This is a genomic window from Mycolicibacterium vinylchloridicum, assembly GCF_013404075.1.
GTDB classification, from domain to species: domain Bacteria; phylum Actinomycetota; class Actinomycetes; order Mycobacteriales; family Mycobacteriaceae; genus Mycobacterium; species Mycobacterium vinylchloridicum.
The window spans coordinates 102,850-127,299 of sequence record NZ_JACBJQ010000015.1 but is presented as its reverse complement, the minus strand read 5'-3'; the positions used below and the strand labels follow the sequence as shown (position 1 = coordinate 127,299).

General features: G+C 67.6%; 24 protein-coding genes. 8 read left to right on the top strand and 16 right to left on the bottom strand.

The genetic code is table 11. The features are described from left to right. Window positions 1–6: 6 nt before the first annotated feature. The 6 genes from cobA to mqo are packed head-to-tail and all read right to left on the bottom strand — an operon-like array spanning window position 7 to window position 7,084. A complete protein-coding gene (gene cobA / locus HPC46_RS15045) occupies window positions 7–1,227 on the bottom strand; it encodes a uroporphyrinogen-III C-methyltransferase (protein ID WP_179471146.1) in 1,221 nt (406 codons plus the stop codon). After that, on the bottom strand, window positions 1,224–2,594 hold the full coding sequence (locus HPC46_RS15040; RefSeq protein ID WP_179471144.1) for a cobyrinic acid a,c-diamide synthase CobB: 1,371 nt from the start codon (window positions 2,592–2,594) through the stop codon (window positions 1,224–1,226). Before HPC46_RS15040 ends, cobA begins: the two co-directional genes overlap by 4 nt. Window positions 2,595–2,599: 5 nt before the next feature. After that, complete coding sequence (gene cobO, locus HPC46_RS15035; protein ID WP_179471142.1) at window positions 2,600–3,223, bottom strand: cob(I)yrinic acid a,c-diamide adenosyltransferase; 624 nt, start codon at window positions 3,221–3,223, stop codon at window positions 2,600–2,602. A gap of 17 nt (window positions 3,224–3,240) precedes the next feature. Continuing rightward, the gene (locus HPC46_RS15030; protein ID WP_179471140.1) at window positions 3,241–5,052 is read right to left on the bottom strand and encodes a magnesium chelatase subunit D family protein; all 1,812 of its coding nucleotides are present in this window, start codon (window positions 5,050–5,052) and stop codon (window positions 3,241–3,243) included. Continuing rightward, the gene (locus HPC46_RS15025) at window positions 5,049–5,516 is read right to left on the bottom strand and encodes a GNAT family N-acetyltransferase (protein ID WP_179471138.1); all 468 of its coding nucleotides are present in this window, start codon (window positions 5,514–5,516) and stop codon (window positions 5,049–5,051) included. The genes HPC46_RS15030 and HPC46_RS15025 overlap by 4 nt, the downstream gene beginning before the upstream one ends. Further along, window positions 5,513–7,084 (bottom strand): malate dehydrogenase (quinone), encoded by a 1,572-nt coding sequence (gene mqo / locus HPC46_RS15020; protein ID WP_179471136.1) that lies wholly within the window; start codon window positions 7,082–7,084, stop codon window positions 5,513–5,515. Before mqo ends, HPC46_RS15025 begins: the two co-directional genes overlap by 4 nt. 193 nt (window positions 7,085–7,277) lie before the next feature. On the opposite strand from mqo, the gene HPC46_RS15015 reads away from it, so the two are divergent. Further along, window positions 7,278–8,240, top strand: a complete 963-nt coding sequence (locus HPC46_RS15015; RefSeq protein WP_179471190.1) for an alpha/beta hydrolase — start codon at window positions 7,278–7,280, stop codon at window positions 8,238–8,240. A gap of 10 nt (window positions 8,241–8,250) precedes the next feature. Beyond that, on the top strand, window positions 8,251–9,663 hold the full coding sequence (gene mtr, locus HPC46_RS15010) for a mycothione reductase (RefSeq protein WP_179471134.1): 1,413 nt from the start codon (window positions 8,251–8,253) through the stop codon (window positions 9,661–9,663). 29 nt (window positions 9,664–9,692) lie between these two features. On the opposite strand, the gene HPC46_RS15005 is transcribed toward mtr, so the two are convergent. The 5 genes from HPC46_RS15005 to HPC46_RS14985 form a co-directional block, all read right to left on the bottom strand. Beyond that, window positions 9,693–10,433: an energy-coupling factor ABC transporter ATP-binding protein gene (locus tag HPC46_RS15005; protein ID WP_179471132.1), complete on the bottom strand. Its 741-nt coding sequence runs from the start codon at window positions 10,431–10,433 to the stop codon at window positions 9,693–9,695. Beyond that, window positions 10,430–11,206: a cobalt ECF transporter T component CbiQ gene (gene cbiQ / locus HPC46_RS15000; protein WP_179471130.1), complete on the bottom strand. Its 777-nt coding sequence runs from the start codon at window positions 11,204–11,206 to the stop codon at window positions 10,430–10,432. Before cbiQ ends, HPC46_RS15005 begins: the two co-directional genes overlap by 4 nt. 1 nt (window position 11,207) lies before the next feature. Continuing rightward, window positions 11,208–11,564, bottom strand: coding sequence for a PDGLE domain-containing protein (locus HPC46_RS14995; protein ID WP_005149291.1), 357 nt, complete (start codon window positions 11,562–11,564; stop codon window positions 11,208–11,210). Continuing rightward, window positions 11,561–12,268, bottom strand: a complete 708-nt coding sequence (locus HPC46_RS14990) for an energy-coupling factor ABC transporter permease (RefSeq protein WP_179471128.1) — start codon at window positions 12,266–12,268, stop codon at window positions 11,561–11,563. Before HPC46_RS14990 ends, HPC46_RS14995 begins: the two co-directional genes overlap by 4 nt. A 68-nt stretch (window positions 12,269–12,336) precedes the next feature. Continuing rightward, the gene (locus tag HPC46_RS14985) at window positions 12,337–12,669 is read right to left on the bottom strand and encodes an ArsR/SmtB family transcription factor (protein ID WP_179471126.1); all 333 of its coding nucleotides are present in this window, start codon (window positions 12,667–12,669) and stop codon (window positions 12,337–12,339) included. A gap of 78 nt (window positions 12,670–12,747) precedes the next feature. Here HPC46_RS14985 and HPC46_RS14980 point away from each other — a divergent pair, with 78 nt between their 5' ends. From HPC46_RS14980 to HPC46_RS14970, 3 genes are all read left to right on the top strand, one after another. Next, complete coding sequence (locus tag HPC46_RS14980; RefSeq protein ID WP_179471124.1) at window positions 12,748–13,467, top strand: zf-HC2 domain-containing protein; 720 nt, start codon at window positions 12,748–12,750, stop codon at window positions 13,465–13,467. Between the two features lie 206 nt (window positions 13,468–13,673). After that, window positions 13,674–13,973, top strand: coding sequence for a hypothetical protein (locus HPC46_RS14975; protein WP_179471123.1), 300 nt, complete (start codon window positions 13,674–13,676; stop codon window positions 13,971–13,973). A 31-nt stretch (window positions 13,974–14,004) separates the two neighbouring features. Then, entirely contained in the window at window positions 14,005–14,580 is a 576-nt protein-coding gene (locus tag HPC46_RS14970) for a hypothetical protein (protein WP_179471121.1), read from the top strand. A 60-nt stretch (window positions 14,581–14,640) separates the two neighbouring features. Here the strand turns inward: HPC46_RS14970 and HPC46_RS14965 are convergent, their stop codons facing one another. Then, the gene (locus tag HPC46_RS14965; RefSeq protein ID WP_179471119.1) at window positions 14,641–15,312 is read right to left on the bottom strand and encodes a DUF5134 domain-containing protein; all 672 of its coding nucleotides are present in this window, start codon (window positions 15,310–15,312) and stop codon (window positions 14,641–14,643) included. Window positions 15,313–15,420: 108 nt separating this feature from the next. On the opposite strand from HPC46_RS14965, the gene HPC46_RS14960 reads away from it, so the two are divergent. Then, window positions 15,421–17,328, top strand: coding sequence for a cytochrome c oxidase assembly protein (locus HPC46_RS14960; protein WP_179471117.1), 1,908 nt, complete (start codon window positions 15,421–15,423; stop codon window positions 17,326–17,328). A gap of 142 nt (window positions 17,329–17,470) precedes the next feature. Next, a complete protein-coding gene (locus HPC46_RS14955) occupies window positions 17,471–17,998 on the top strand; it encodes a DUF732 domain-containing protein (protein WP_179471115.1) in 528 nt (175 codons plus the stop codon). 44 nt (window positions 17,999–18,042) lie between these two features. Here the strand turns inward: HPC46_RS14955 and HPC46_RS14950 are convergent, their stop codons facing one another. The 3 genes from HPC46_RS14950 to HPC46_RS14940 all read right to left on the bottom strand — a co-directional run bounded on the left by HPC46_RS14950 (window position 18,043) and on the right by HPC46_RS14940 (window position 22,157). Beyond that, complete coding sequence (locus HPC46_RS14950) at window positions 18,043–19,476, bottom strand: PE-PPE domain-containing protein (protein ID WP_179471113.1); 1,434 nt, start codon at window positions 19,474–19,476, stop codon at window positions 18,043–18,045. 196 nt (window positions 19,477–19,672) lie between these two features. Continuing rightward, window positions 19,673–19,891, bottom strand: coding sequence for a heavy-metal-associated domain-containing protein (locus HPC46_RS14945; protein WP_179471111.1), 219 nt, complete (start codon window positions 19,889–19,891; stop codon window positions 19,673–19,675). Window positions 19,892–19,910: 19 nt separating this feature from the next. Continuing rightward, the gene (locus HPC46_RS14940; protein ID WP_179471109.1) at window positions 19,911–22,157 is read right to left on the bottom strand and encodes a heavy metal translocating P-type ATPase; all 2,247 of its coding nucleotides are present in this window, start codon (window positions 22,155–22,157) and stop codon (window positions 19,911–19,913) included. Window positions 22,158–22,291: 134 nt separating this feature from the next. Here HPC46_RS14940 and sigC point away from each other — a divergent pair, with 134 nt between their 5' ends. Beyond that, on the top strand, window positions 22,292–22,843 hold the full coding sequence (gene sigC, locus HPC46_RS14935; RefSeq protein ID WP_179471107.1) for an RNA polymerase sigma factor SigC: 552 nt from the start codon (window positions 22,292–22,294) through the stop codon (window positions 22,841–22,843). Here sigC and zwf read toward each other — a convergent pair whose 3' ends face one another. Beyond that, on the bottom strand, window positions 22,844–24,349 hold the full coding sequence (gene zwf, locus HPC46_RS14930) for a glucose-6-phosphate dehydrogenase (RefSeq protein WP_179471188.1): 1,506 nt from the start codon (window positions 24,347–24,349) through the stop codon (window positions 22,844–22,846). Window positions 24,350–24,450 lie beyond the last annotated feature (101 nt).

The window sequence follows — 24,450 nt, the reverse complement described above, 5'->3', positions numbered from 1 at the left end:
AAGATGTTAAAGGCCGAAGGCCGTGGGAAGGCCCACAACAGGGCCGATCACGATGATTGCCGGAGGCCTTATGCCGTCCGATCGGATGCGCTCCGGAGCATCGCTCAGAGTGGTCCGCACCACCCGTTCTGCGGCCGTGGTGCCGTGTTGCACCACCAGGACGGGTGTTTCCGCAGGTCGACCGCCTGCAATCAGTGCTTCGGCAAACAATTCGATGCGTTCGACCGCCATCAGCAAAACTAGCGTCCCAGTCAATTGCGCCAGTGCATTCCAATTCACTAACGATTCCGGATGGTCGGGCGCAAGATGGCCGCTGACCACCACGAACTCGTGATTGACCGCGCGATGAGTGACCGGAACTCCGGCCATCGCAGGCACCGATATGGCACTTGTCACACCCGGCACGACGGTGACCGGTATCCCGGCCTCCGCACAGGCGAGCACCTCCTCATATCCGCGGGCGAAAACGAACGGATCGCCGCCCTTGAGGCGCACCACGAAGCGCCCCTCCTTCGCCCGTTCTATAAGAACGTTGTTTATGGCTTCCTGAGCCATCGCCCGCCCGTACGGGATCTTGGCGGCGTCGATGACCTCGACGTGCGGTGCGAGCTCCGCGAGTAACTCCGGTGGCGCCAGCCGGTCGGCCACGACGACGTCGGCGCGGGCCAACAGTCGCCGGCCGCGCACGGTGATGAGCTCGGGGTCGCCGGGTCCGCCACCCACCAGGGCCACACTGCCGGGCACGGCGTCGCTCGTATCGGCTGCGATGAGTCCCTGCTGAAGCGCTTCGTGAATAGCCGAGCGGATGGCCGCCGAGCGGCGGTGTTCCCCGCCTGCCAGGACGCCGACCACAAGGCCGTCGTGGTCGAACGACGCCGGGGTGACAGCCGAGCCCTCCCGTGCGATGTCGGCGCGGACGCAGAAGATCTGGCGGCGGTCGGCCTCGGCGACGACGGCGGCGTTGACGGTCGCGTCGTCGGTGGCGGCGATCGCGTACCAGGAGTCCTCGAGGTCGCCGTCGCGGTAGTCGCGCAGTTCCAATGTGATGCCCGGTGTCGTGGTGGACAGGACTTCCACCGCCGGCGTCGCGGCCCGCGTGATCACGTGTACGTCGGCGTCACTTCCGATGAGCAGCGGCAGGCGTCGTTGTGCGACGGTGCCTCCGCCGATCACGACGACCTTCTTACCGGCCAGGCGTAAGCCGACGAGGTAGGCGTTCTCGGTCACCGGGGCAGCTTAGTCAAGGCAGCGTGGGCCACAAATCGAGCGACCGACCGCGGCTGGGCCGCGGGATGGGTGTGCAGATACGAGGCGTGCACCCCCGCGCACACCGCACCCTCGGTCACCGGTTGGCCATCGTGCGCCCGGAACCCCCAAGCCGGTTTCATGCCTGCAGTGAATTCGGCTGTGGTGCGGTGGAATTCATGTCCGACGACCCGTTCCCCCGCCGCGTGCAGCGACGAATCGGACAGCGCGACGGCCTCTCGATAGCCCAGCGTCAGCCGCTGGGTGAAGCGGGCCGAGCCGGGCAGCACCCCGCACATCGGATGCGCGTCGAGGTCGTCCATCAGATACGCCAGCCCACCGCATTCGGCGTGCACGGGCGCATGCCGGGCCAGTTCGCGGATCTGGCCGCGCAGTTCGGTGTTGGCCGACAGGTCGGCCAGGTGCTGCTCGGGAAAGCCGCCGGGTAGTACCAGCGCCGCGGTCTGCGCGGGCAGAGTGTGGGTGAGCGGGTCGAATTCGATGACGTCGGCGCCGGCGGCCCGCAGCAGTTCGGGATGCTCGGCGTAGCCGAAGCTGAAGGCCTTTCCGGCGGCCACCGCCACCACCGGCCGGCCGTCTGCGGGCGGCCCGATGACGTCGCCGGGCACCCAGGGTGCGGCGGTGACCCGGGATCCACCGACCGCGACTACGGCGGCCAGGTCGACGTGGCGGGCGACGAGTGCGGTCATCGCGGCCACCGCGGCCTTGGCGTGCTCACCGTGCTCGACGGCGGTGACCAGGCCCAGATGCCGCGAGGGCACTGCCAATTCGTCATGACGCGGGATCGCGCCGAACACCGGCACCCCGGCCGCTTCGCAGGCTTGGCGCAGAATGTGTTCGTGGCGCGCGGTGCCCACCCGGTTGAGGATCACCCCGGCGATGCGAACGCCGGGATGAAATGTCGAAAACCCTTGGAGCACAGCGCCGATGCTCTGGCTCTGACCGCGCGCATCGACCACCAGCAGTACCGGGGTGCCGAGAATTTCGGCGACATGTGCGGTCGAGCCGCGCGCGGGGATGACGATGTGCTCGTCGATGCGGCCGTCGAAAAGGCCCATCACGCCCTCGATCACGGCGATGTCGGCATCGCGGGTCCCGTGCAAGTAGAGCGGCCCGATCAGCTCTTCGGGCACCAGCACCGGGTCGAGGTTGCGGCCCGGCCGTCCCGCAGCGAGCGCATGGTAGCCGGGGTCGATGAAATCCGGGCCGACTTTGAACGGCGCTACCCGATGTCCTGCCGCTCGCAGCGCACCGATCAAACCCGTTGCAACAGTGGTCTTCCCGCTTCCCGAGGCGGGAGCACCGACCACGACAGCGGGTATGGACACCACGCTTACCACTCGATACCGCGCTGGCCCTTGCGGCCGGCGTCCATCGGGTGTTTGACGCAGCCCATTTCGGTCACCAGGTCGGCGGCATCGATCAGGCGTTGCGGGGCATCGCGTCCGGTGATCACCACATGCTGGCCGCCTGGGCGCGCGAGCAGCGTCTCGACCACCTGATCCACGTCAACCCAGCCCCACTTCAGGGGGTAGGTGAATTCGTCAAGGACGTAGAAGTCGTGCCGCTGCTGGGCCAGCCGCCCGGCGATTTCAGCCCAGCCCTCGGCGGCAGCCGCAGCATGGTCGTCTGGAGAGTCGGACTTTCGGGGCTGGCGTATCCAAGACCAACCCTTACCCATCTTGTGCCATTCCACCGCGCCGCCGATGCCCTGCTCGGCATTCAGCCGGCCGAGCGCGGCGAACGCGGACTCCTCGCCCACCTTCCACTTCGCGCTCTTCACGAACTGGAACACCGCCACGCTCATCCCGGCGTTCCACGCCCGCAACGCCATTCCGAATGCCGCCGTCGACTTCCCCTTGCCAGGCCCGGTGTGCACGGCGAGCACAGGGGTGTTGCGGCGGGCGCGGGTGGTCAGGCCGTCATCGGGGACGGCGATCGGCTGACCCTGCGGCATGGACGGTCCCTTCTGCGTCAGGCGGCGCGGCGCACGGCCTGTGCCAGATAGTCTGCGCGCAATTGTTCGAGTTGCAGCAGCGGGGCTTCCAGATGCTCGGCGAGGTCGGCGGCCAAACCCAGCCGGACGTATGAGGTCTCGCAATCCACCACCACCGCGGCAGCGCCTTCGGCCACCAGCCGGCGGGCCGCGGAACGGCTGCGCCCCAACGGATCCGGGCCGCCGGTAGCCCGGCCGTCGGTCAGGACCACGATCAGCGGGCGACGGGTGCGATCGCGTACCCGCTCGCGCACCACGACGTCGCGCGCAGCCAGCAGACCCTGCGCCAACGGCGTCGTGCCGCCGGTGTCGAATCGCGTCAGCCGCCGCGAGGCGATATGCGCCGATGCCGTCGGCGGAAGCAGAACTCGGGCGCCGTCCTGCCGGAACGTGATGACGGCGACCTTGTCGCGGCGCTGATACGCGTCACGCAGCAGCGAAAGGGCCGCCCCGGACACCGCGGACATCCGGTCCCGCGCGGCCATCGACCCGGACGCATCGACGACGAAGATCACCAGGTTGCCTTCGCGGCCCACCCGCACTGCCCGGCGCACGTCCTCCGGTTGTGGCCGCAGTCTGCCGTTGCCGGCGGCGGTGAGCACCGTGGCGAACAGATGCAGTCCGTGGCCCTGCCCGGGGGCCTCGGTGGCGGTGACCACCGCCCCGGATCTGTTGCGTGCCCGCGAGCGCCGGCCGGGATTACCCTCCCCCACTCCCGGCACGGTCAGCGTCCGGGTGCGAAACGTCGCCGCGGGCGGCGCGGCCGGTCGCGGTGCCGACGACGAATTACCCTGCGGCGCAGACGGCCCCGATGAACCATCGGTGGCCTGTCCGCCGCCGGGCGGGTCGGGGTCGGGTTCCGGCTCGCCGTCGGTCGAAGCCAACGCTTCGTCGAGCTGAGCAGGATCGAGTCCAGGATCGTCGAACGGGTCACGCCGACGGCGGTGCGGCAGCGCCAGCTCGGCGGCCACCCGGATGTCCTGCTGTTCCACGACTCCGACGCCACGCCAGGCGGCATGTGCCACCGCCGTGCGCGCCACCACCAGATCGGCGCGCATCCCGTCGACGTCGAAAGCCGCGCACAGCGCGGCGATCCGGTTCAGCTCGGCATCCGGCAGCACCACATCGGCGACCCGCGAGCGGGCGGCGGCGATTCGGCGAGCCAGCTCGCTGTCCTGCCCGGCGTGCCGCGCGGCGAACCCGGCCGGGTCGGCCTCGTAGGCCAGCCGCTGGCGAATCACCTCGCTGCGCACCGCCACATCGCGGGAGGCATGCACGTCGACGGTCAGCCCGAAGCGGTCCAGCAGCTGCGGACGCAATTCGCCCTCTTCGGGATTCATCGTTCCGATCAGGACGAAGCGCGCCTCATGGGAGTGCGAGATCCCGTCACGCTCGATATGCACCCGCCCCATCGCCGCGGCGTCGAGCATGATGTCGACGAGGTGGTCGTGCAGCAGGTTGACCTCGTCGACGTAGAGCACCCCGCCGTGCGCGCGGGCCAGCAGACCCGGCGAGAACGCGTGCTCGCCGTCGCGCAGCACCTTCTGCAGGTCCAGTGAGCCGACCACGCGGTCCTCGGTTGCCCCGATGGGCAGCTCGACCAGCCGGGATTGCGAATCCACCTGGGACAGAACGGCGGCCAACGCCCGCACCGCCGTCGACTTCGCGGTGCCCTTCTCCCCACGGATCAGCACACCGCCGATCTCCGGGCGCACCGCGCACAGCACCAGCGCGAGCCTCAGCTGGTCGTGCCCGACGATCGCGCTGAACGGAAAAGCGGCCGCGCTCATGCCTTTTCGGCTCCAGTGGTCCGCCGCACCATCGGCACATGCGGAATGCCGTCTTCGACGAACTCGTCACCAGCGGCGACGAAGCCGTGCCGGGCGTACATGTCGGCGAGGTAGGTCTGGGCATCGATCCGGCACAGGTAATCGCCCACTTCGGCGATGGCGGCCTGCAGCAGCCGAGTGGTGTGGCCGTGGCCGCGGGCGGCACGCTGAGTGCACACCCGGCCGATGCGGAACGTCTTCTCCCCGCCGGCGTGCTCCTCCATCAGTCGCAGTGTCGCGATCACGGTGCCATCAGGCTGCTCCAGCCAGAAATGCCGAGTCTCGGCGAGCAGGTCCCGCCCATCGAGTTCGGGATACGGGCACGCCTGCTCGACGACGAACACCTCGACGCGCAACTTCAGCAGTTCGTAGAGGGTGGCCGCGTCGAGGTCCTTGGCCCAGGAGCGGCGAAGGGCGACCGTCACACCACCCCCGCGGGTTCCGGGCTTCCGGAACCCGACGCGACCGGGGCGCGGTCGGCCCCGGCAACCAGCGCCTCGCGGGCGGCATCGGCCCGGCTCTCCAGCCCGAGCACCTTGGTGCCGTGCGCCCATACCTCGGCGAACAATTCCGGATTCTCCGAGAGCTTGACACCCAGCGAGGGAACCATCTCCTTCAGCTTGGGCAGCCAGCCCTGGTAGCGGTCGGCGAAGCAGCGCTCCAGAACCTCGATCATCGCCGGGACGGCGGTGGAGGCACCCGGGGACGCACCGAGCAGCCCAGCGATCGATCCGTCGGCGGCGGACAGCACCGTGGTGCCGAACTCGAGAACACCGAGCTTCTTGGCATCGCGGCGGATCACCTGCACACGCTGGCCGGCGATGTCGATCTCCCAGTCGGAATCGACTGCGGTGGGCGCGAATTGGCGCAAATCGTTCACCCGGTCGGCTTCGCTGAGCACGAGCTGGCCGATCAGGTACTTCAGCAGACCCATCTCAGTCAGCCCGACGCCGATCATCGAGGCGAGGTTGTTGGGCTTCACCGACAATGGGAGATCGGAGATCTTGCCCTCCTTGAGGAACTTCGGTGACCACCCGGCGAACGGGCCGAACAGCAGCCACGAGCGTCCGTTGATGACGCGAGTGTCCAGGTGCGGCACCGACATGGGCGGGGCGCCCAGGGGCGGCAGTCCGTACACCTTGGCCTGATGTGCGGCCGCCAGTTCGGCGTTGCCGGTGCGCAGCCACTGGCCACTGACCGGGAAACCGCCGAAGCCCTTGGCCTCGGGGATGCCGGCCTTCTGCAGCAGCGGCAGGGCGCCACCGCCGGCGCCGACGAAGACGAACTTGGCCGACAGCTTGCGCTTCTGGCCGGTGCGACGGTTGCGGATCTTGACCGTCCAGCCGCCGTCGGACTCCTTGTGCAGGTCGAGCACGTCGTGGCCGAACAGCGTGGTCATGCCCCGCTGGGTGCCGTAACCGAGCAGCTGACGGGTCAGCGACCCGAAGTCGACGTCGGTACCGTCCTCGGTCCAGTTCAGTGCCACCGGCTCGGAGAAGTCGCGCCCCTTGGCCATCAGCGGCAGGCGGCGGGTGAACTCGTCGGGGTCGTCGATGAACTCCATCGTCGCGAACAGCGGATTGCGCACCAGGGTGTCGCGGCGGCGGCGCAGATAGTCGACGTGGTCGGCGCCCTGCACGAAACTGACGTGCGGGATGGGATTCAGGAAGCTGCGGACGTCGGGCAGGATGCCGTTCTCGTGCGCGTAGCTCCAGAACTGGCGGGTGACCTGGAACTGTTCGTTGACGTTGATGGCCTTGGCGATATCGATGGTGCCGTCGGCCTTTTCCGGGGTGTAGTTCAGCTCGCAGAGCGCCGAGTGGCCGGTGCCGGCGTTGTTCCACGGATCGGAACTCTCGGCGGCGGCCGCGTCGAGGCGCTCGACCAGCGTGATCGACCAGTCGGGTTGGACCAGCCGCAGCAACGCCCCCAGCGTCGCGCTCATGATTCCCGCGCCAACCAGCACCACGTCGGTCTTGGTCGTATCAGACACCGCTTTGTCGTCCTTTACTCGTGACAGCTGTATTGATAGTCAAGGTTATCCCGCCGGGTACCGACTTATTCTTCAGAGTCGCCAGCACCACACCCCGATGTAGCCAGCACCACACCCGGCTAGGGTATGGCGTGTGACGGCAGCTCGGGCCGAATGGGCCGACGATGTCCTTCCCGGCTACCAACAGGCCACCATGGCTCTGGGGCCGGACCCCGACGGTGAAGGCGATCTGTTCGCCACCCTGGTGCGGCGAGCGGACGGGGCCCCGGCCGCGAACACCGTGCTGGCGGTGCACGGATTCACCGACTACTTCTTCAACACCGAACTCGCCGACCACTTCGCGGCGGCCGGATTCCGGTTCTATGCGCTGGACCAACACAAGTGCGGCCGGTCCTGGCGGGAGGGCCAGACTCCGCACTTCACCACCGACCTCGCCCGCTACGACCGCGAACTGGAGCGGGCGGTCGCGGTGATCGCCACCGAGAACCCCGGCACGACGATTCTGGTGTACGGCCACTCCGCCGGCGGGCTGATCGTGTCGCTGTGGCTCAACCGGGTGCGACGGCGCAACGCGACGGCGGCGTTGTCCCTGGGCGGGCTGGTACTCAACAGTCCGTGGCTGGACCTGCACGGCCCGGCGATCCTGCGCACCCGGCTGACGTCGACGGCGATCGGTGCGATGTCGCGGGTCCGCAAGACCAGGGTGGTGCGCGGCACCACCAAGGGCGGCTACGGGCTGACCCTGCACCGGGACTATCACGGCGAGTTCGACTACAACCTGACGTGGAAGCCGCTGGGCGGTTTCCCGGTGACCTTCGGCTGGATCCATGCGATTCGCCGCGGGCACGCCACCTTGCATCGCGGCCTGGATGTCGGTGTGCCGAACCTGATCCTGCGTTCCGACCACAGCGTGACCGAGAGCGCGGATGCCGCGGGCATGCAGCGCGGGGACGCCGTCCTCGACGTCACCCAGATCGCGCGGTGGGCGGGCTGTATCGGAAACCGCACCACCGTCGTTCCGGTCCGCGACGCCAAACACGACGTGTTCCTGTCGCTGAGGGGTCCCCGGGCGGAGTCCTACCGCGAACTGGACGCCTGGCTGGACTTCTATCGTGCGCATCTGGAATCGGCCTCGTCGGCCGCAGGCCGTAGTTAAGGGGATTTTGTTGCAGCACTTCGACATTGCGATCATCGGAACGGGTTCGGGCAACTCGATTCTCGACGAGCGCTACGCCGACAAGAAGGTCGCGATCTGCGAGCAGGCCGTGTTCGGCGGCACCTGCCTGAACGTAGGATGCATCCCCACCAAGATGTTCGTCTACGCCGCCGAGGTGGCCCAGACCGTGCGCGAGGCCGCGCGGTTCGGCGTCGACGCCCACGTCGACGGTGTGCGCTGGACGGACATCGTCTCGCGGGTCTTCGGGCGGATCGACCCGCTGGCCATCGGCGGTGAGCACTACCGGCGCTCGTCGCCGAATGTGACGGTCTACGACAGCCATACCCGCTTCACCGGCCGCAGCGAGGCCGGCTACCGGCTGCGTACCGAAAAGGGTGAGGAATTCACCGCCGAGCAGGTGGTGATCGCGGCGGGCGCGCGGGCGATGGTCCCCGAGGCGATCGCCGGCTGCGGAGTCGAGGTCCACACCAGCGACACCATCATGCGCATTCCCGAGCTACCCGGGCATCTGGTGATCATCGGCGGTGGATTCGTCGCCGCCGAATTTGCTCACGTGTTTTCGTCGTTGGGCACCCGCGTGACCATCGTGATCCGTGGCGGCGGCATGCTGTCGCACTGCGACGACACGATCTGTGAGCGGTTCACCGACATCGCCGCCAAGAAGTGGGAGATCCGGGCTCACCGCAACATGATCGGGGCGCGCCACGACGGTTCACAGGTGGTCGTCGAACTCGACGACGGCTCCGAGGTGGCAGCTGACGCGGTGCTGGTGGCCACCGGCCGGATTCCCAACGGCGATCTGATGGACCTGGATTCGGCCGGGGTGGAGCTCGACGAGAACGGCCTTATCGTCGTCGACGAGTTCCAACGGACCACGGCGCGAGGCGTTTTCGCCCTCGGTGATGTGTCGTCGCAGTATCAGCTGAAGCACGTCGCCAACCACGAGGCCCGGGTGGTGCGGCACAACCTGCTGCAGGGCTGGGACGACACCGAGTTGTTGATGCCGTCGGATCATCGGTTCGTGCCGTCGGCGGTGTTCACCGATCCGCAGATCGCCTGCGTCGGCCTCACCGAAAATGAGGCTCGCGCAGCGGGTTACAAGATCAGGGTCAAGGTGCAGGACTTCGCCGACGTCGCTTACGGCTGGGCGATGGAGGACACCACCGGCATCGCCAAGATCGTCGTCGAGGCGGACACCGGAAAGATCCTTGGCGCGCACATCATGGGCCACCAGGCGTCGTCGCTGATTCAGCCGCTGATCCAGGCGATGAGCTTCGGGCTGGCCGGCCAGGACATGGCCCGCGGCCAGTACTGGATCCACCCGGCGCTGCCCGAGGTGATCGAGAATGCGCTGCTCGCGCTGTGCGGCGAGCCGCCATGGCCGCCGTCGCGCCGCCACTGAGGTCACCTTCTTCCGCGAGCTGGAAGAACTCAGCGCGCGGGAACCACAAAACCCCAGGGCAATTCGAGGCGGTGGGCGGCCAGCAGGTCGCTGTCGGAGAGCACTGCGGTGACGGTGTCGTCGGCCACCACCACGCCGGCGTCCAGGACGATCGCCCGGTCGCACAACTGCGCCGCATACGGCAGGTCGTGGGTGACGATCACCATGGTGGCCGGCAGGCTCGCCAGCGTCTGCGCCAGTTCGCGGCGCGCCACCGGATCGAGGTTCGCCGACGGTTCGTCGAGTACCAGGATCTCCGGCTCGCACGCCAACACTGTGGCCAGCGCCGCACGCCTGCGCTGACCGCCGGACAGGTGCGCGGGACTGCGATCGGCGTGCTCGGTCATCGACACCACGTCCAGTGCCGCGGCCACCCTGGCGGCCAGCTCATCGCCGGTCACCCCGAAGTTGGCCGGGCCGAACGCCACGTCCTGGGCCACCGTCGGCATGAACAGCTGGTCGTCGGGATCCTGGAACACCAGGCCGACCCGGCGCCTGATGTCACGAAGAGTTTTGCGGCTCAACGGGATTCCGCTGATCTCAACATCTCCCGACGTCGCGCTGAGCACGCCGTTCAAGTGCAGCATGAGCGTGGTCTTGCCCGCACCGTTGGGCCCGAGGATCGCCACCCGTTCACCGGGCGCGATGGACAGGTCGACACCGTCGAGCGCAACGCGGCCGTCGGGATAGCGGTACCGCAGGCCTTCGATGTGGATCGCGGGAGCAGTCATCGCAGCACCCACGCCGACGCCGCCACCGCGGCGGCCGCCACCGCCGGCGTCAGCGCATACACCCACTGTGTACCCGACGCGCGAGGTCCGGCGCCGACGGCCGCCAATTCGGGAACCTTGCCGTCGAATCCGCGGGACGTCATCGCCAGGTACACGCGCTCACCTCGCTCATAAGATCGAAGGAACAGCGCACCAACGCCTTTGGCAATCGCGCCGATCTGATGGATGGCGCGCGGCGAGTCTCCGCGGGAGATCCGGGCCATCCGCATCCGGCTAACCTCGGCCGACAGCAGGTCGATGTAGCGGATCATCAGTACGAGCATCGAGGTCACCAGGCCGGGCACGCCGAGCCGGCTCAGCGCCAGCGGCAACTCCCGCGCCGACGTGGTGGCCGCGACGGTCAGCGACGCGGCCACGCCCAGTGTGCCCTTGACGACGATCCCCCACGCTGCCCACAGCCCGGTCACCGAGAGCTGCATGCCTGCGACCTCGACGCGCGCACCGCCCTCGGCGAACGGCAGCAGCACGGCGAGCACGATGAACGGCGCCTCGATGAGCATCCTCGGCAGGATCCAGCGCAGCGGAATCCCGGCGACCCGCCAGACCACCAGCACGATCGCCGCGTAGGCGGCGAACGGCCAGATCATCTCGCGCGGGGTGGCCACCACCGCGAGGACGAACAACACCAGACCGGCGATCTTGACCTCGGCGGGCGCGCGGTGCACCACCGATTCGCCATCCCGGTAGAGCGGGTGGGAGTGCCCGGCGCCCATCTCAGCCCTTCGAGCGGCGAGTGCGCGCGATCAACCAGAACGCGCCGAAAGCGAGGGCCAGCACCACGACGGCGCCGATGATTCCGGCCGGCCCGCTGGTGTCGGCGTGGCCGAAGATCGTGTAGTCGGCCAGCGGCGACACCGCCATGGGATGTTCGGTCGCGTGTTGGGCGATGCAGTTGCCGGTCAGCTGCTCGCCGTGCTCGGCCTCCACCACCTGGCAGCCCTGCAGGGTCGCCGAGTCCAGCCCGTCCGGGCTCGAGCTGGCGAAGTAGGACACCACGCCGGCGATCAGCAGGATCGCGACGCCGAAGCCGACCCAGAACTGCCAGCGCCGGCCCACAGTCTGCGCGCTCATGCGGCCACCGCCGCGCGCTCACGACTGCGGCGCAGCAGATAGACGAGGTCGGGCCGGGACCGGGCCACGGCCATCACGGTCACCGCCGTGATCAGCCCCTCCCCGATACCGATGAGGACGTGGGTGCCGAGCATGTAGGCGGCCACCGTGCCCAGCGATGTCGGCGCGGCGCCCCCGATCGCGTATTCGACAACGAATCCCATTGAGGCACAGACTGTTCCGATGACCGCCGAAACGAAGCCGACGGCGCCCAATGCGGGCACCGAATCCGGTCGGCGCCGTCGCACCAGGGCGTAGAGGATGACGGCGGTCGAGTAGCCGGCGGCCACCCCGATCAGCGCCATGTTGGTGATGTTCATCCCGAGCGCGGTCACTCCGCCGTCGGCGAACAGCAGCGATTGCACGACCAGCACGATCGTGATGCACAGAACGCCGGTGTAGGGACCGACCAGGATCGCGGCGAGCGCGCCACCGAGCAGGTGACCGCTGACGCCGGGCAGGATCGGGAAGTTGATCATCTGCACCGCGAAGATGAACGCCGCGACCAAGCCGGCCAGCGGGACCGTCCGCTCGTCGAGTTCGGTCCGGGCCCGCCAGCCACAGAAGCCGACCACGGCGATCGCCAAGATCCCGAAGACCACCGAGGTGGGTGCGTTGACCAGGCCGTCGCTCATGTGCATGGCGGTGATCTGGACGCTCGACATGCCTCGAACCCTATGCCCGCACCCCGATATCTGTCTACATGTACAGATATTCGAATGAACCGACCAGCTCACTCGGTGTGCGCGGCACCGATCCAATGCAGCAGGTCGTGCACGGTGTGGTCCTCGAGGCGATAACTTGCCTGCCTGCCCACCCGCGTCGAGGTGACCCAGCCCTGTTGGCGCAGCACGCGTAGGGCTTGGGAGACAGCATTTTCCGATCGGCCGACCGCCGCCGCCAGGTCACCGACGCAGATACCCGGCGCGCGGTGTAGTCCGAGCAGGATCTCCAGGCGATGCGGGTCGGACAGCAGATCGAACCGTTGGGTCCAGCCGTGGATGTCGACATCGGCCAGTGCGGACGAAGCAAGCGCGACCTTGACCTCGTCTCCTGGCCCGTCCATGACTAGGAATCTAGCCCAGGACGGACATTGGGCCAGGGACGCTGGAACAATCCGGCCCGGTTAGGCGACTATTGCAACGTGGACTGTGCTGTCGCCCGGGAGGCGTTGTCAGCCCGGATCGACGGAGAACGTGAACCCGTTCCCGCGGCCCGGGTCGACGAGCATGTCGCCACCTGTGACCACTGCGGCGCCTGGTACGCGCAGGCCGTCGAGCAGACCCAGCTGCTGCGGCGGTTGTCTGGGCGATCCCAGGTGGCCGCCGTCACCGCGCCGAGTCCTGCGCCGTCGTCGCGGGCGCCCCGGCTCCCCGCCAACACCTGGGTGCGCGCGACGCTGGCCGTCGTCGGGCTGATGCAGCTCGGGCTGGCCGGTGCGCAGGCCTTCGGCGTCAATGTCGGGACGTCGGCGGCCACTCACCACGCGATGATGGGCGGCCACCTTCTCAACGAGTCGACGGCATGGTCGGCAGCACTGGGCGTGATCATGATCGTCACCGCCGCGCGGCCGACGGCGGCCGCCGGCTTGGCCGGGGTGCTGTCGGTGTTCACCGCGATCCTGACCGGCTACGTCATCACCGACGCGGTCGCCGGCGCAGTGACCCTCGACCGGATCCTGTCGCACCTGCCCGTCCTGGCCGGGACCGTCCTGGCGCTGATGGTGTGGCGCGCCACCCGCACGTCCGGGCCGGAGCCTCGACCCGATACCGCGCCCGTCACCGCCGATGTCATGTTGCCCGACAACGCCACTCGCGGTCGTCGGCGTGGACACCTCTACCCCACCGACGGCTCGGCGGCCTGACTGCCGGGAACTTTTCCCACCGTCTCACGACCAATTGTCTGTGCGTTTCCTGAATGTCCGCTGTGACGACTTGCTCGTCGCAGCGGGGGTTCCAGGGCCCGCGCGCAACTGACGGGAAGCAGAGTCAGTCGGCCCTCGAGGGCATCAATGTGCCCTCGATTACTACGTCCTGTAGTAGATCAGGCCTCCGAACACGGGAGAGACGAATGAAGGTCAGAAAACACAAGCGGGTGCCGCGACTGCTCGGCGCGTTCTTGGCTGCCGGGGCGCTCACACTCAGTGCCGCCCTGTCGGGGAACGCGACCGCACATCCCGGCCACGACCACGGTGGCTCGGATTCCGGCAACGGCGGCAGCACCAGCGGAGGAGCCAAGAGCGGGAGCGCCAAGACCAACGGCGGCGCCGGTGCTGGCAGCGCGACCGGCGGCGGAGGCAACGGGTCGAAAGCCGTGTGCACCGACACCGGCGTGCCCGCCGCAGTGGCCTGCGACGGCCAGGGCCGCTGAAACACAACCATCCAACGAAAGGCAAATCCCGATGATCACGCAACACGACAATCCCCGGCGCCGCACTCTCGCAAGTACCACGCTGGGCGCGGCCACTCTCGCCGCAGTCCTGATGGTGGCGACCCCCGGAACGGGTATCGCGCACGCCCATGGTTACAGCACACCGTCAGGCGACGCGGTCGGCCGCCCCGGCTTCGGAAGTGAAGAGACTCCGGGCAATCCGGCACCGGGCGTGCGCGCCGTCCAGGCACTCGGCGACCGAGTGTTCAACCAGAGCACGGCTTTCAACAAGGCCTTGGACGATTCACCGCTTGGGATCAACTACCACAACGCCTTTGGAACGGCGAACTACGAACATCCGACCCACGGGTCGAACGGCACGGTGACGGGCCTGTTCAACGGCGGCCTGATCAAAACGACCTATGACTCCCTGCAAGCCAGGGGCGTGGCACTACCCGACGAGGCCGACCTCTCCGCAACGGTGATCCGCCAACTCAGCGGTCACCAGACCGCACCCGATCCCCACCGGAGCGCGTCATCGCCATCCATACGGGCATGCACCGCAACGACGGCGAAGACAGCGCTGCGCGCACAGGGTTCCTGCTAGACCGATGCAACACGACCTGTGGCCCGATTCCTCGCGGATCGGGCCACAGCTCGTCTCGTCCTAAAGCATCACGCCGAACATGATCGCCATGCCGGCCGCCATCATCGACTGACACAGGATGCCGAGCGGCGCTCCGGCCTCGGTGGATGCGCCGCTCATCCGCACGGCAAGGTACCGGTAGAGCCAGTACACCGTGGCGACGGCAAAGAGCAGCGTGCACGCCCAGTTCAGCGTCGCGATGTAGGCGGGGTATCCGACGCCGTGGTCGCTGACCGCCGGGTCCGTCCCGGACATGTCCATGCCCGGCATGTTCATCCCCGCATGCCCGGCATGCCCCGACGCGCCGTCCGCGGCGGGCGCAACGTCGGCGGCGTACGAGGCTTGGCCCGGCAGCAGACGTCCGTTCATCACCGCATACATCCAGGCCATCGCCAGCATCATCAGCGCGTGGTAGGAGCCCGCGATCCGGTGGCCGGCGCCAAGCGGGCTCGCCGTCACACCGACGAACCATCCGGTCGCGAGCAGGAAGAACACCATCGGCGCGACGGTGGGCAGCGCGGCACCCCACGGCCAGGCCATCACCGCCATTGCCACCGCCATCACGACGTGCAGCAACTGCCCGATGACGGCCGCCGGTCGCCGCTTACCGGCAGCGAGGGCATACAGGCATTCGCCGGCCGCCAGAACGAACAGGATGGTGACGAACCAGCGCAACGCCAGATCCTGAATCACCGGATTGTGCCTCCTCATCGTTCGCGCCCGAGCAATGGTCGATCCATCGCACCAGAAAGTTCCCACCACAGCGACTTGACTACGACAATCAGTCGTAGACTCTCGCTGATGGAGTCGACCCAGGCAGGCGCCCGGCCGGCGGGTCGGTGGATCCTCGGCGGCTACCTCGTCGTGGCCGCGGCCCTGGTCGCCTATGCCGTGGCCTCCGGCGACCGCCGGTTCACCGCCGACGGCGACTCGTACCCGGGCGCGGCAACCAGCGTCGCCGAGGTGGTCGGCTACTTCACGGCCACCCTGGCCGCGGCGATCTGTCTGGGCGCCTTGGTCTTCATCGTCGTCACCGCCGATCCCGACGAGCGCGGGCTGCTCGATGCCGCGTCGTTCCGAGTGCACCTGCTGGCCGAACGCCTCGCCCCGCTCTGGCTGGCGAGCGCGCTCGCAATGGTGGTGATCCAGTCCGCCAATGCCGCCGGGGTTCCGGTCTCCCGGCTCATCGGAGGCGGGGGCATCGGAAGTGCGCTCGGGGCATCCGAAATGGCTCGCGGGTGGATCGCCGCCGCGATCATGGCTGCCATCGTCAGTGTCACATTGCGGCTCAGTGTGCGATGGGTGTCGCACGCGGTGCTGGTGATCCCGACGCTGATCGGGGTCATCGCACTGCCGGTGACCGGGAACGCCGGCCAGGGCCCCGACCACGACTACGGGACCAGTGCCGTCATCGTGTTTGCGCTCGCGCTGGCAGTTCTGGTGGGCCTGAAGGTCAGCGCGGCCATCGCCCCTCCGAATGCCGGACTGCGCCGCAGGGTTCGGCTGGTCGAGGTCGTCGCCGGTGCGGTGGCCCTGGGGTATGGCACGCTGCTGCTACTCCTGCTGGCCACCCCGGGCGGGCTGACCGGTTCGGACTACGGGCGCTTTGGGATGCTGGCCGGCGCGGCACTCGTGGTCAGCGTGCTCATGAAACGCGCGACGGTGGCCGCACTGGCCGCGATCCTGGCGGTGGCGGCGATCTCGGCCATGGCCGTACAGACCGCCCCACGACTTCTCGCCCACCAATTCACCGCGTGGGACGTGTTTCTCGGCTATCAGCTCCCCGATCCCCCGAATGCGCTGCGGCTGCTCACTGTCTGGCGCTTCGACGTACTGCTCGGGGTTGCGGCGGTGGTGATGGCGCTCGCCTACGTGATCGGGGTGTTGCGGCTGCGTAAGCGCGGCGACGGCTGGCCGCCGGGACGGCTGGTCGCCTGGCTGTTCGGTTGTGCGGCATTGCTGTTCACCACCGGGTCCGGTGTGCGCGCCTACGGGTCGGCGATGTTCAGTGTGCACATGGGTGAGCACATGACGCTGAACATGTTCATCCCGGTCTTCCTCGTGCTGGGTGCACCGATCACCCTGGCACTGCGGGCACTGCCCACCGCGGGCGCCGGGAACCCGCCGGGACCGCGGGAATGGCTGCTGTGGCTGGTGCATTCGCGGGTCTCGCGGTTCCTGTCCCATCCCGCAACGGCTTTCGTGCTCTTCGTCGGCTCGCTGTACGCGGTGTATTTCACCCCGTTGTTCGACACGCTGGTGCGGTACCACTGGGGCCATGAGTTCATGTCCCTGCACTTCATGATCACCGGCTACCTGTTCTTCTGGGGCATCATCGGCATCGACCCCGGACCGAAGCGGTTGCCGTTCATCGGCCGGCTCGGAATGTTGTTCGCCGTGATGCCGTTTCACGCATTCTTTGGCATCGCGACGATGACGATGACGTCAGTGCTCGGGGGCACCTTCTATCGCAGCCTGCACCTGCCGTGGCTGGCCAGCCTCAACGACGATCAGCATCTCGGCGGCGCGATCGCCTGGGGGTCGAGCGAACTGCCGATCATCGTGGTCGTGGTGGCGCTGGTGGTGCAGTGGTCACGCCAGGATCGCCGCGCTGCTGTGCGCAGCGACCGGCACTCCGACGCGAACTATGACGACGACCTCGACGCCTACAACGCCATGTTGGCTGAGCTGGCCAAGAACCGGCGCTGATACATCGAGCGCGCACTTCTGCACCGGCGTCGCTGAGTGCTCGATCGCGGCGGGGCAGTGTCGCATCTCGGCCGCACAGGCGACACATGGGAAACGCATAGGCATCGAACCTTGACGACTTTGTGCTCTTAGCGTGACGCAAGTGCCGGAACGTACCGAAGTGACATTCTGGCTGTCGCCGACGACGCCAAACGAACCCATAGTGGGGAACCTCATGACCGTTCACAAACTCGGCATCGGATTATGTGCCGTCACCTCGGGGATATTGGTCGCCGCCACCGCGTGGCCGGCGCCCGCCAACGCCGACACAACGGAACTCAATGGAGTCCTGAACGCCGTCGGCATCGGAAACGGTGGTCCAATCACTCAGTTGATCGAGCAAATAGGACAGCAGATCTGCCCCTTCTTCGCCAAGTCGGGCAGTGGCGTGGTCTCCAACGCCACGGAAGCGAGCGGCTATGGCGGGCTCGCTTCCCAAGTCACCGGATTCGTGGCAGAGCAAGCCATCCAGTCCCAATGCCCCTCAGTGATGACACAACTCGCCAACGGAAACTTCGCGCCGCTCATGCAAATGTTGAGCACCGCCAACCAGGCTTCGGGCACGCTGAATTCGCTCAGCGGCGCGGCGGTGCCTTCGGTGACGTCGCAGGCGGGCGTGCTCAGTCCCTGACGTCGCGTTTCCACTGGGAACCGACCTCACGAAAGAGGTTGCGGCTAGCCTGCTTTCGCACGCTTAGACGAGCCCACACCGCTGTGAGTGGCCGTCGAACTCGAGCTTGTCGAATTCGATGTCGCCGACTTGGAAGTCGCAGAAGACGTCGATGAGGTGCGCCGATTGGCATGACCAATGCCGCGGCTGGTGCTCGCCGCGGCCGCTGAATCGCTGGAGTCGCTGGAATCGGCCGATGACGATTGGGTACTGGACGTCGACGTCGAGCTGCTCGTCGTCGAGCTGGCCGTCGCATCGTCGGTCGTTTCCGAGGTGGTGTACTCGACGTCGGCACCGCCAACGCCATAGGGTCCGGGCCGCGTCGTCCTGAACGGACGTACCCCGAAGAGATCTTCCATGCCGTTGTCCAGCCCGACCGGGATTGCCTCGAGGAAATCTTTGGCGAGTTTGATCGGATTCTCGAAGTAGAAGATGTTCCACGACGTCGGCTCACCGGGACTGGTGCTGCGGTCATAGGCCGACTCGATGATGACGCGCAACGCTGGGTCGAGCATGTCCGCCAACGCATGACCCAGCGTTCCCAAGTTGTCCAGCGGCATCAACAGCGGAAGTATGTCGGTGGAGATCAGATAGTAATGAGTGTCGCCGTACTGGCCCTGATCGATGACACCCGAATCGGTCAGGCTGGTGTCGTCATAGACACCCGCCAGGTGCAGATAGGTGATGCCCATCATCGCGTTGAGAACGGCCAGCAGGTTGAGCGGATTCACGGGGAAATCCGACCAGCCGTCGTACTGAGCGGCGATGTCCACCGTGGCGTACTGGGTGTCAGTCGGGGTCGGCCCGCTGAACGTCGCCCCGCCGAACGTCAGAAACCACGGAATTGTGATCCCGGTAGGCCCACGGGACAAGAACCCGCCATTCGGACGGTTACCGTTGGCGACCAGCACGAATGATACTTGGGGACCCTCGCCATCGGCATATTCTGCTGCTAGCAAACGTTTTTCGAGGGTCGCGACCGTGGCACTCTGCGAGAAGCCGTAGACCACGAACGTGTCACCGACCGACGGCGCCACCGAACCCACCTCGGTGTTGTAGTTGCAGGACGTGCCCTTGATGCAGTTATCCAGGTTCTGCCGGCCCAGGGCCACCGATTGATCGAAGGTCAGCGTGCCGGTGTCGGGCGCGAACTCTGCAGGCGTGACGACGGCGACGGTGTTGTACGGCCCCTCCGGGATGCCGGTGCTCAAAGTCGAGGCGGGATCGACGTAATTGCCGACCGCCGCGGACAGGTAGTTCTCGACGAACTCGTCCGTATCTTCCGACGGCGACAGCGAGTGCCCCGTGCCACCCATCGCGAGAACCGTTGCGCCGGTGAGAAGCAGCTTGACGGCCGCCGTCGTCGACATCATCGCCAGGGACAGAACCATTGCCAGCGCGGCGACCGCGAGCGACGTGCTACGAACCGTTACACGCATATCGGGCCACAGCCTCCGAGAACTCAATCCTTGCCAACCATGACCAACGGGTTGCGTTCTCTATCGTCGTGCCACGACATGCAACCCGATAGCGCTGGCGATCGATTCATACGGTCTGCATAGCTTCTCACCCGCGCACCACCCAGCGATGGCGCGGACCGACGAGAGTCGCGTTGTGCGCGGCCTGCTCGGCATATCAGCCGACGACGGTGTAGTCACCCTCGTCGGCGAGTGCTGCCCGGACCTGCTCGACGCCGAGGTCGGCGGCGGTTTCGACCCGCACGGTCGACGCGCCCTCGGCATCGAGGTCGACCTCGACGGCGCTGACACCGGGCAGCTCCGTCAGGGCGCCACTCACCACCCGCACGCAGCTCTGGCAGTGCAGGCCGGTGACCATGAACGTCTGCTGTGACATCCGATGTACCTTTCGGTGATCAACGCGTGCGGGCGTCGAAGTTGCGCAGCCGCAAGCTGTTCGAGACGACGAAGAAGGATGAGAACGCCATCGCCGCACCGGCGATGAGCGGGTTGAGCAGGCCGGCCGCGGCGATCGGGATGGCGGCCACGTTGTAGCCGAACGCCCAGAACAAGTTGGTTCTGATCGTCCGCATCGTCGCCTTGGCCAGGTCGAGTGCCTGCGGGACGATGTCGAGATCGTCACGCACCAGGATGATGTCGGCGGCGCCGATCGCCACGTCGGTGCCGCGGCCGATCGCCAGGCCCAGATCGGCCGACGCCAGCGCGGGGCCGTCGTTGATGCCGTCGCCGACCATGGCGACCACCCGGCCGTGCTCGCGCAACTGCTCGATGACGTCGACCTTGCCATCGGGCAGCACCTCGGCGATGACCTCGTCGATGCCCACCTGCGCGGCCACCGCACCCGCGGCCGCGGCGTTGTCCCCGGTGAGCAACACGGTGCGCAAACCGCGCCGATGCAACGCCGCCACGGCATCGGCCGCTGAGTCCTTGACGGCGTCGGCCACCGCGATCGCGCCGCACACCTGATCATCGACGGTGACGAAAACAACTGTCTCGCCTCGGGATTCACCGATACGGCGGGCCGCGATCATCAGTTCGGGGACCTCGGCCTGCCCGGCGGCCCAGCCGGGCCGTCCGATCACGACCCGGCGACCGGACACCGTACCCGTCACGCCACGCCCGGCGTGGGCACGAAAGTCCTCGACCGGGCGGCGCTCCTCGGTGGCGGTCGCGATCGCGACAGCGACGGCATGTTCGGACGCCACCTCGACCGCTGCAGCCACTGCGAGGACTTCGGAACGTTGCCAGCCGTCGGCGACCGTCACTTCGGTGACCGCCAGGTGCCCCGTCGTCAACGTGCCGGTCTTGTCGAACACCACGGTGTCCACTGCACGGATCGCTTCCAGCGCCCGGTAGCCCTTCAGGAAGATGCCCAGCTGCGCGCCGCGCCCGGAGGCCACCATCATCGCCGTCGGCGTGGCCAGCCCCAGCGCACACGGGCAGGCGATCACCAGCACGGCCAGCGCCGCGGCGAACGCGTGGTCCGCGTCGGCCCCGGCCAGCAACCACCCGGTCGCGGTGAGCGCGGCGATCACGAAGACGGCGGGCACGAAGACCCCGGCGATGCGGTCGGCCAGCCGTTGCGCGTCGGCCTTCTGCGCCTGCGCCTCTTCGACGAGCCGCACCATTCCGGCGAACTGGGTGTCAGCACCCACGGCGGCGGCCTCGACGATGAGCCGGCCGTCGAGCACCACGGTTCCGCCGATCACCGGTCCCCCGGTTTGCGCGCGCGCCGGTTTGGCTTCGCCGGTCATCGCGCTCATGTCGATGGCCGCGTTGCCCTCGACGACCAGGCCGTCGGCGGCGATGGTTTCGCCGGGCCGCACGACGAAGCGCTGCTGCTCCTTCAGTTCGTCGGCCGGCAGCACCATCTCGGTGCCGTCGGCCAGTAGCACTGACACGTTCTTGGCGCTCAGGGCGGCCAGCGCGCGCAGCGCGCTGCCCGCGCGTGACTTGGCCTTCGCCTCGAAATACCGGCCGGCCAGGATGAACACCGTCACACCCGCGGCGACCTCGAGATAGATGGCGTCGCTGCCCATCAGGGCTTGCCAGATGCCGTCGACCTGGTGGTCGCGGTGGCCGAAGAAGATCGTGTACAGCGACCACAGGGTGGCCGCTGTGACACCGACCGAGATCAGCGTCTCCATCGAGGCGGTGCCGTGGCGCGCGTTGCGCAGGGCCACCCGGTGGAACGGCGACGCCGCCCACGTGACGATCGGTGCGGCCAACGCGGTCAGCACCCACTCCCAGCCGGTGAAGCGGGTGCTGGGGACGACGGCGAACATCACCGACAGATCGGCCAGCGGGACGAAGAGCACCGCGGCGACGGCCAGCCGGAGCAGCAGATTGCGGGCCAGCCGGTCATCGGGGTCGACGGCGTCGGTGGCCGAAGCCGACCGCGGGGCGGCGTCGTAGCCGGCCTTGCGGATCACCGCGCACAGGTCCTCGGCGGGCATCGAATCCGGGGCGTCGACGCTGGCCACGCGAGTGGCGTAGTTCACCGAGGCACGGACTCCGTCGAGCTTGTTGAGCTTGGTCTCGATCCGGGCCGCGCACGCCGCGCAGGACATCCCCGAGACGTCGAGTTCGATGCGGTGCGCGACGCCGGCGGCTGGACCGCCCACGACGGATGCCGTCGTCATCGCCCTCCTTGGCTTTGGTGGTGCCCGAGTGAAGAGTCGGCCCTGGCGGCCGTCGGGTTCCCGACCACCCAAAATACGCCTCGTCGCCAGCCCCCAGATGTACCGCCCGTGGTGATCCCCTAATCTCATTGACCGTGGGTGAACGCGACGACGACCAGGTGACCGTGCTCGCCCTGGCCGCTGGGCGGGGCGATTCGGCCGCGCTCGAGGCGTTCATCAAAGCCACTCAGCGCGACGTCTGGCGCACGGTCGCCTTTCTGGGTGACCCCGGCTATGCCGACGACCTGACCCAGGAGACGTTCCTACGTGCCCTGGGCGCACTGCCCCGGTTCTCCGGCCGGTCCTCGGCGCGCACCTGGCTGATGTCGATCGCCCGCCGGGTTGTCGTCGACCAGATCCGGCGCAACCAGGCCCGGCCGCGCACCGCGTCGGCGATCGATCTGGATCAGCTGCTCGACACCCGGCCCAGCGCGGCCCGCTTCGAAGACATCATCGAGATCAGGATGCTGCTCGACGGCCTGGACTCCGACCGCCGCGATGCTCTGATGCTCACCCAGGTGCTGGGGCTGTCCTATGCCGAGGCCGCCGAGGTGTGCGGGTGCCCGGTCGGCACGATTCGCTCGCGGGTGGCACGAGCCCGCGACGATCTGATTACCGCCGCCCACCGCGACGACCAGGTGGGTTGATCAGCTCTCGGGCTTCTTTTCCCGCCACGCCCGCTCGAACGGAAGCCGCCACGCATTCGGGGCGATGAGCTGATGGATCGCATTGGGACCCCACGTGCCGACCGGGTAGCTCTTGACCGGCGGCGGGTCCTCCAGAAGGTGCGCCGAGCGATCCCAGAGTGACTCGATGCCCTCGGCTGTGGTGAACAGGGTGTGGTCGCCTCGCATCGCGTCGAGGATCAACCGTTCGTAAGCCTCCAGCACGTCGCCGACCGAGTCGGTCTCCTGGGTGGAGAACTGCATGGAGAGCTTGTCGAGCTTCATGCCGGGCCCGGGACGCTTGCCGTAGAACGACAGCGACACCTTGGAACTGTCGGCCAGGTCGAAGGTGAGGTGATCGGGTCCCTGCGAGCCGACCCCGGAACCGGCGGGGAACATGGTGCGTGGCGCCTCCTTGAACGCGATCGAAATGATCCGCTGACCCTCGGCCATCTTCTTACCGGTCCGCAGGTAGATCGGTACCCCGGCCCAGCGCCAGTTGTCAATGCCGACCTTGAGGGCGATGAACGTCTCGGTGTCGGAATCCCTTGCGACGCCGTCCTCTTGGCGATAGCCCGCGTACTGGCCGCGGACCACGTCGTCGCATTGGATCGGCAGCATGGACCGAAAGACCTTGTTCTTCTCCTCGCTGATCGCGCGCGGCTCCAGCGCGGTCGGCGGCTCCATCACCACGAACGCCATCACCTGCAGCAGGTGGGTGACGACCATGTCCTTGTATGCGCCCGTGCTCTCATAGAAATTCGCGCGCTGGTCAAGCCCGAGGGTCTCCGGGATGTCGATCTGAATGTGATCGATGAAGTTACGATTCCAGATCGGCTCGAACAACCCGTTGGCGAACCGGAACGCCAGAATGTTCTGGGCGGCCTCCTTGCCGAGGAAATGGTCGATGCGAAAGATCTGTCGCTCGCGGAACGTCTCGTGCACGAAGTCGTTGAGCTCGATCGCGCTGGCGAGGTCGGTACCGAAGGGTTTCTCCATCACCACCCGTGACCGCTCGACGAGCTCGGCCTCTTTGAGCATGGTGATGACCGCCTTGGCGGCCTTGGGCGGCACCGAAAGGTAGTGCAGTCTGTGCACATCCGGGCCGAGTTCCGCTTCGGCGTCGGCCACTGCGGCGGCCAGCGCGGCCGGGCCGGCACCCTGCGGGACGTAGGTGACCCGGCTGGCGAAGTGGGCCCACTGCTCGTCGGTCAGTTTGTGGGTGCCGAATTCTTCGACGGCATTCCTGGTGATGGTGCGGAACTCGTCGTCGGTGAGCTCCTCGAGCGAGGTGCCGACCACCCGGATCTCGGGGGCGAGCGCCGACTGCACCAGATAGGCCATCCCGGGCAGCAACTTGCGCTTGGCGAGATCGCCTGTCGCCCCGAAGAGCAGGATGACGTGAGGTTCGAGGCTCTCGGCGTCACCACGGTGTGGACGAGCGCCTACTGCGGGGTGAGCGATGGTCTGCAACTTCTCGGTGGCCACACCGGGCATGATCGCACCCCGCGATGACCAGTGCTACTTCTCGTGCGTCCAGACCCCGGCTGCTCCGCGCGGCATGGGCCCTGCGCCGCTCACACACCGAT

Excerpts from the sequence above, each read along its gene's own strand:
- cobO (WP_179471142.1), bottom strand. The coding sequence starts at position 3,223 with ATGCCGCAGGGTCAGCCGATCGCCGTCCCCGATGACGGCCTGACCACC.
- HPC46_RS15030 (WP_179471140.1), bottom strand. The coding sequence starts at position 5,052 with ATGAGCGCGGCCGCTTTTCCGTTCAGCGCGATCGTCGGGCACGACCAG.
- HPC46_RS15015 (WP_179471190.1), top strand. The coding sequence starts at position 7,278 with ATGGCTCTGGGGCCGGACCCCGACGGTGAAGGCGATCTGTTCGCCACC.
- HPC46_RS15005 (WP_179471132.1), bottom strand. The coding sequence starts at position 10,433 with ATGACTGCTCCCGCGATCCACATCGAAGGCCTGCGGTACCGCTATCCC.
- cbiQ (WP_179471130.1), bottom strand. The coding sequence starts at position 11,206 with ATGGGCGCCGGGCACTCCCACCCGCTCTACCGGGATGGCGAATCGGTG.
- HPC46_RS14995 (WP_005149291.1), bottom strand. The coding sequence starts at position 11,564 with ATGAGCGCGCAGACTGTGGGCCGGCGCTGGCAGTTCTGGGTCGGCTTC.
- HPC46_RS14990 (WP_179471128.1), bottom strand. The coding sequence starts at position 12,268 with ATGTCGAGCGTCCAGATCACCGCCATGCACATGAGCGACGGCCTGGTC.
- HPC46_RS14985 (WP_179471126.1), bottom strand. The coding sequence starts at position 12,669 with ATGGACGGGCCAGGAGACGAGGTCAAGGTCGCGCTTGCTTCGTCCGCA.
- HPC46_RS14975 (WP_179471123.1), top strand. The coding sequence starts at position 13,674 with ATGAAGGTCAGAAAACACAAGCGGGTGCCGCGACTGCTCGGCGCGTTC.
- HPC46_RS14970 (WP_179471121.1), top strand. The coding sequence starts at position 14,005 with ATGATCACGCAACACGACAATCCCCGGCGCCGCACTCTCGCAAGTACC.
- HPC46_RS14960 (WP_179471117.1), top strand. The coding sequence starts at position 15,421 with ATGGAGTCGACCCAGGCAGGCGCCCGGCCGGCGGGTCGGTGGATCCTC.
- HPC46_RS14950 (WP_179471113.1), bottom strand. The coding sequence starts at position 19,476 with ATGCGTGTAACGGTTCGTAGCACGTCGCTCGCGGTCGCCGCGCTGGCA.
- HPC46_RS14945 (WP_179471111.1), bottom strand. The coding sequence starts at position 19,891 with ATGTCACAGCAGACGTTCATGGTCACCGGCCTGCACTGCCAGAGCTGC.
- HPC46_RS14940 (WP_179471109.1), bottom strand. The coding sequence starts at position 22,157 with ATGACGACGGCATCCGTCGTGGGCGGTCCAGCCGCCGGCGTCGCGCAC.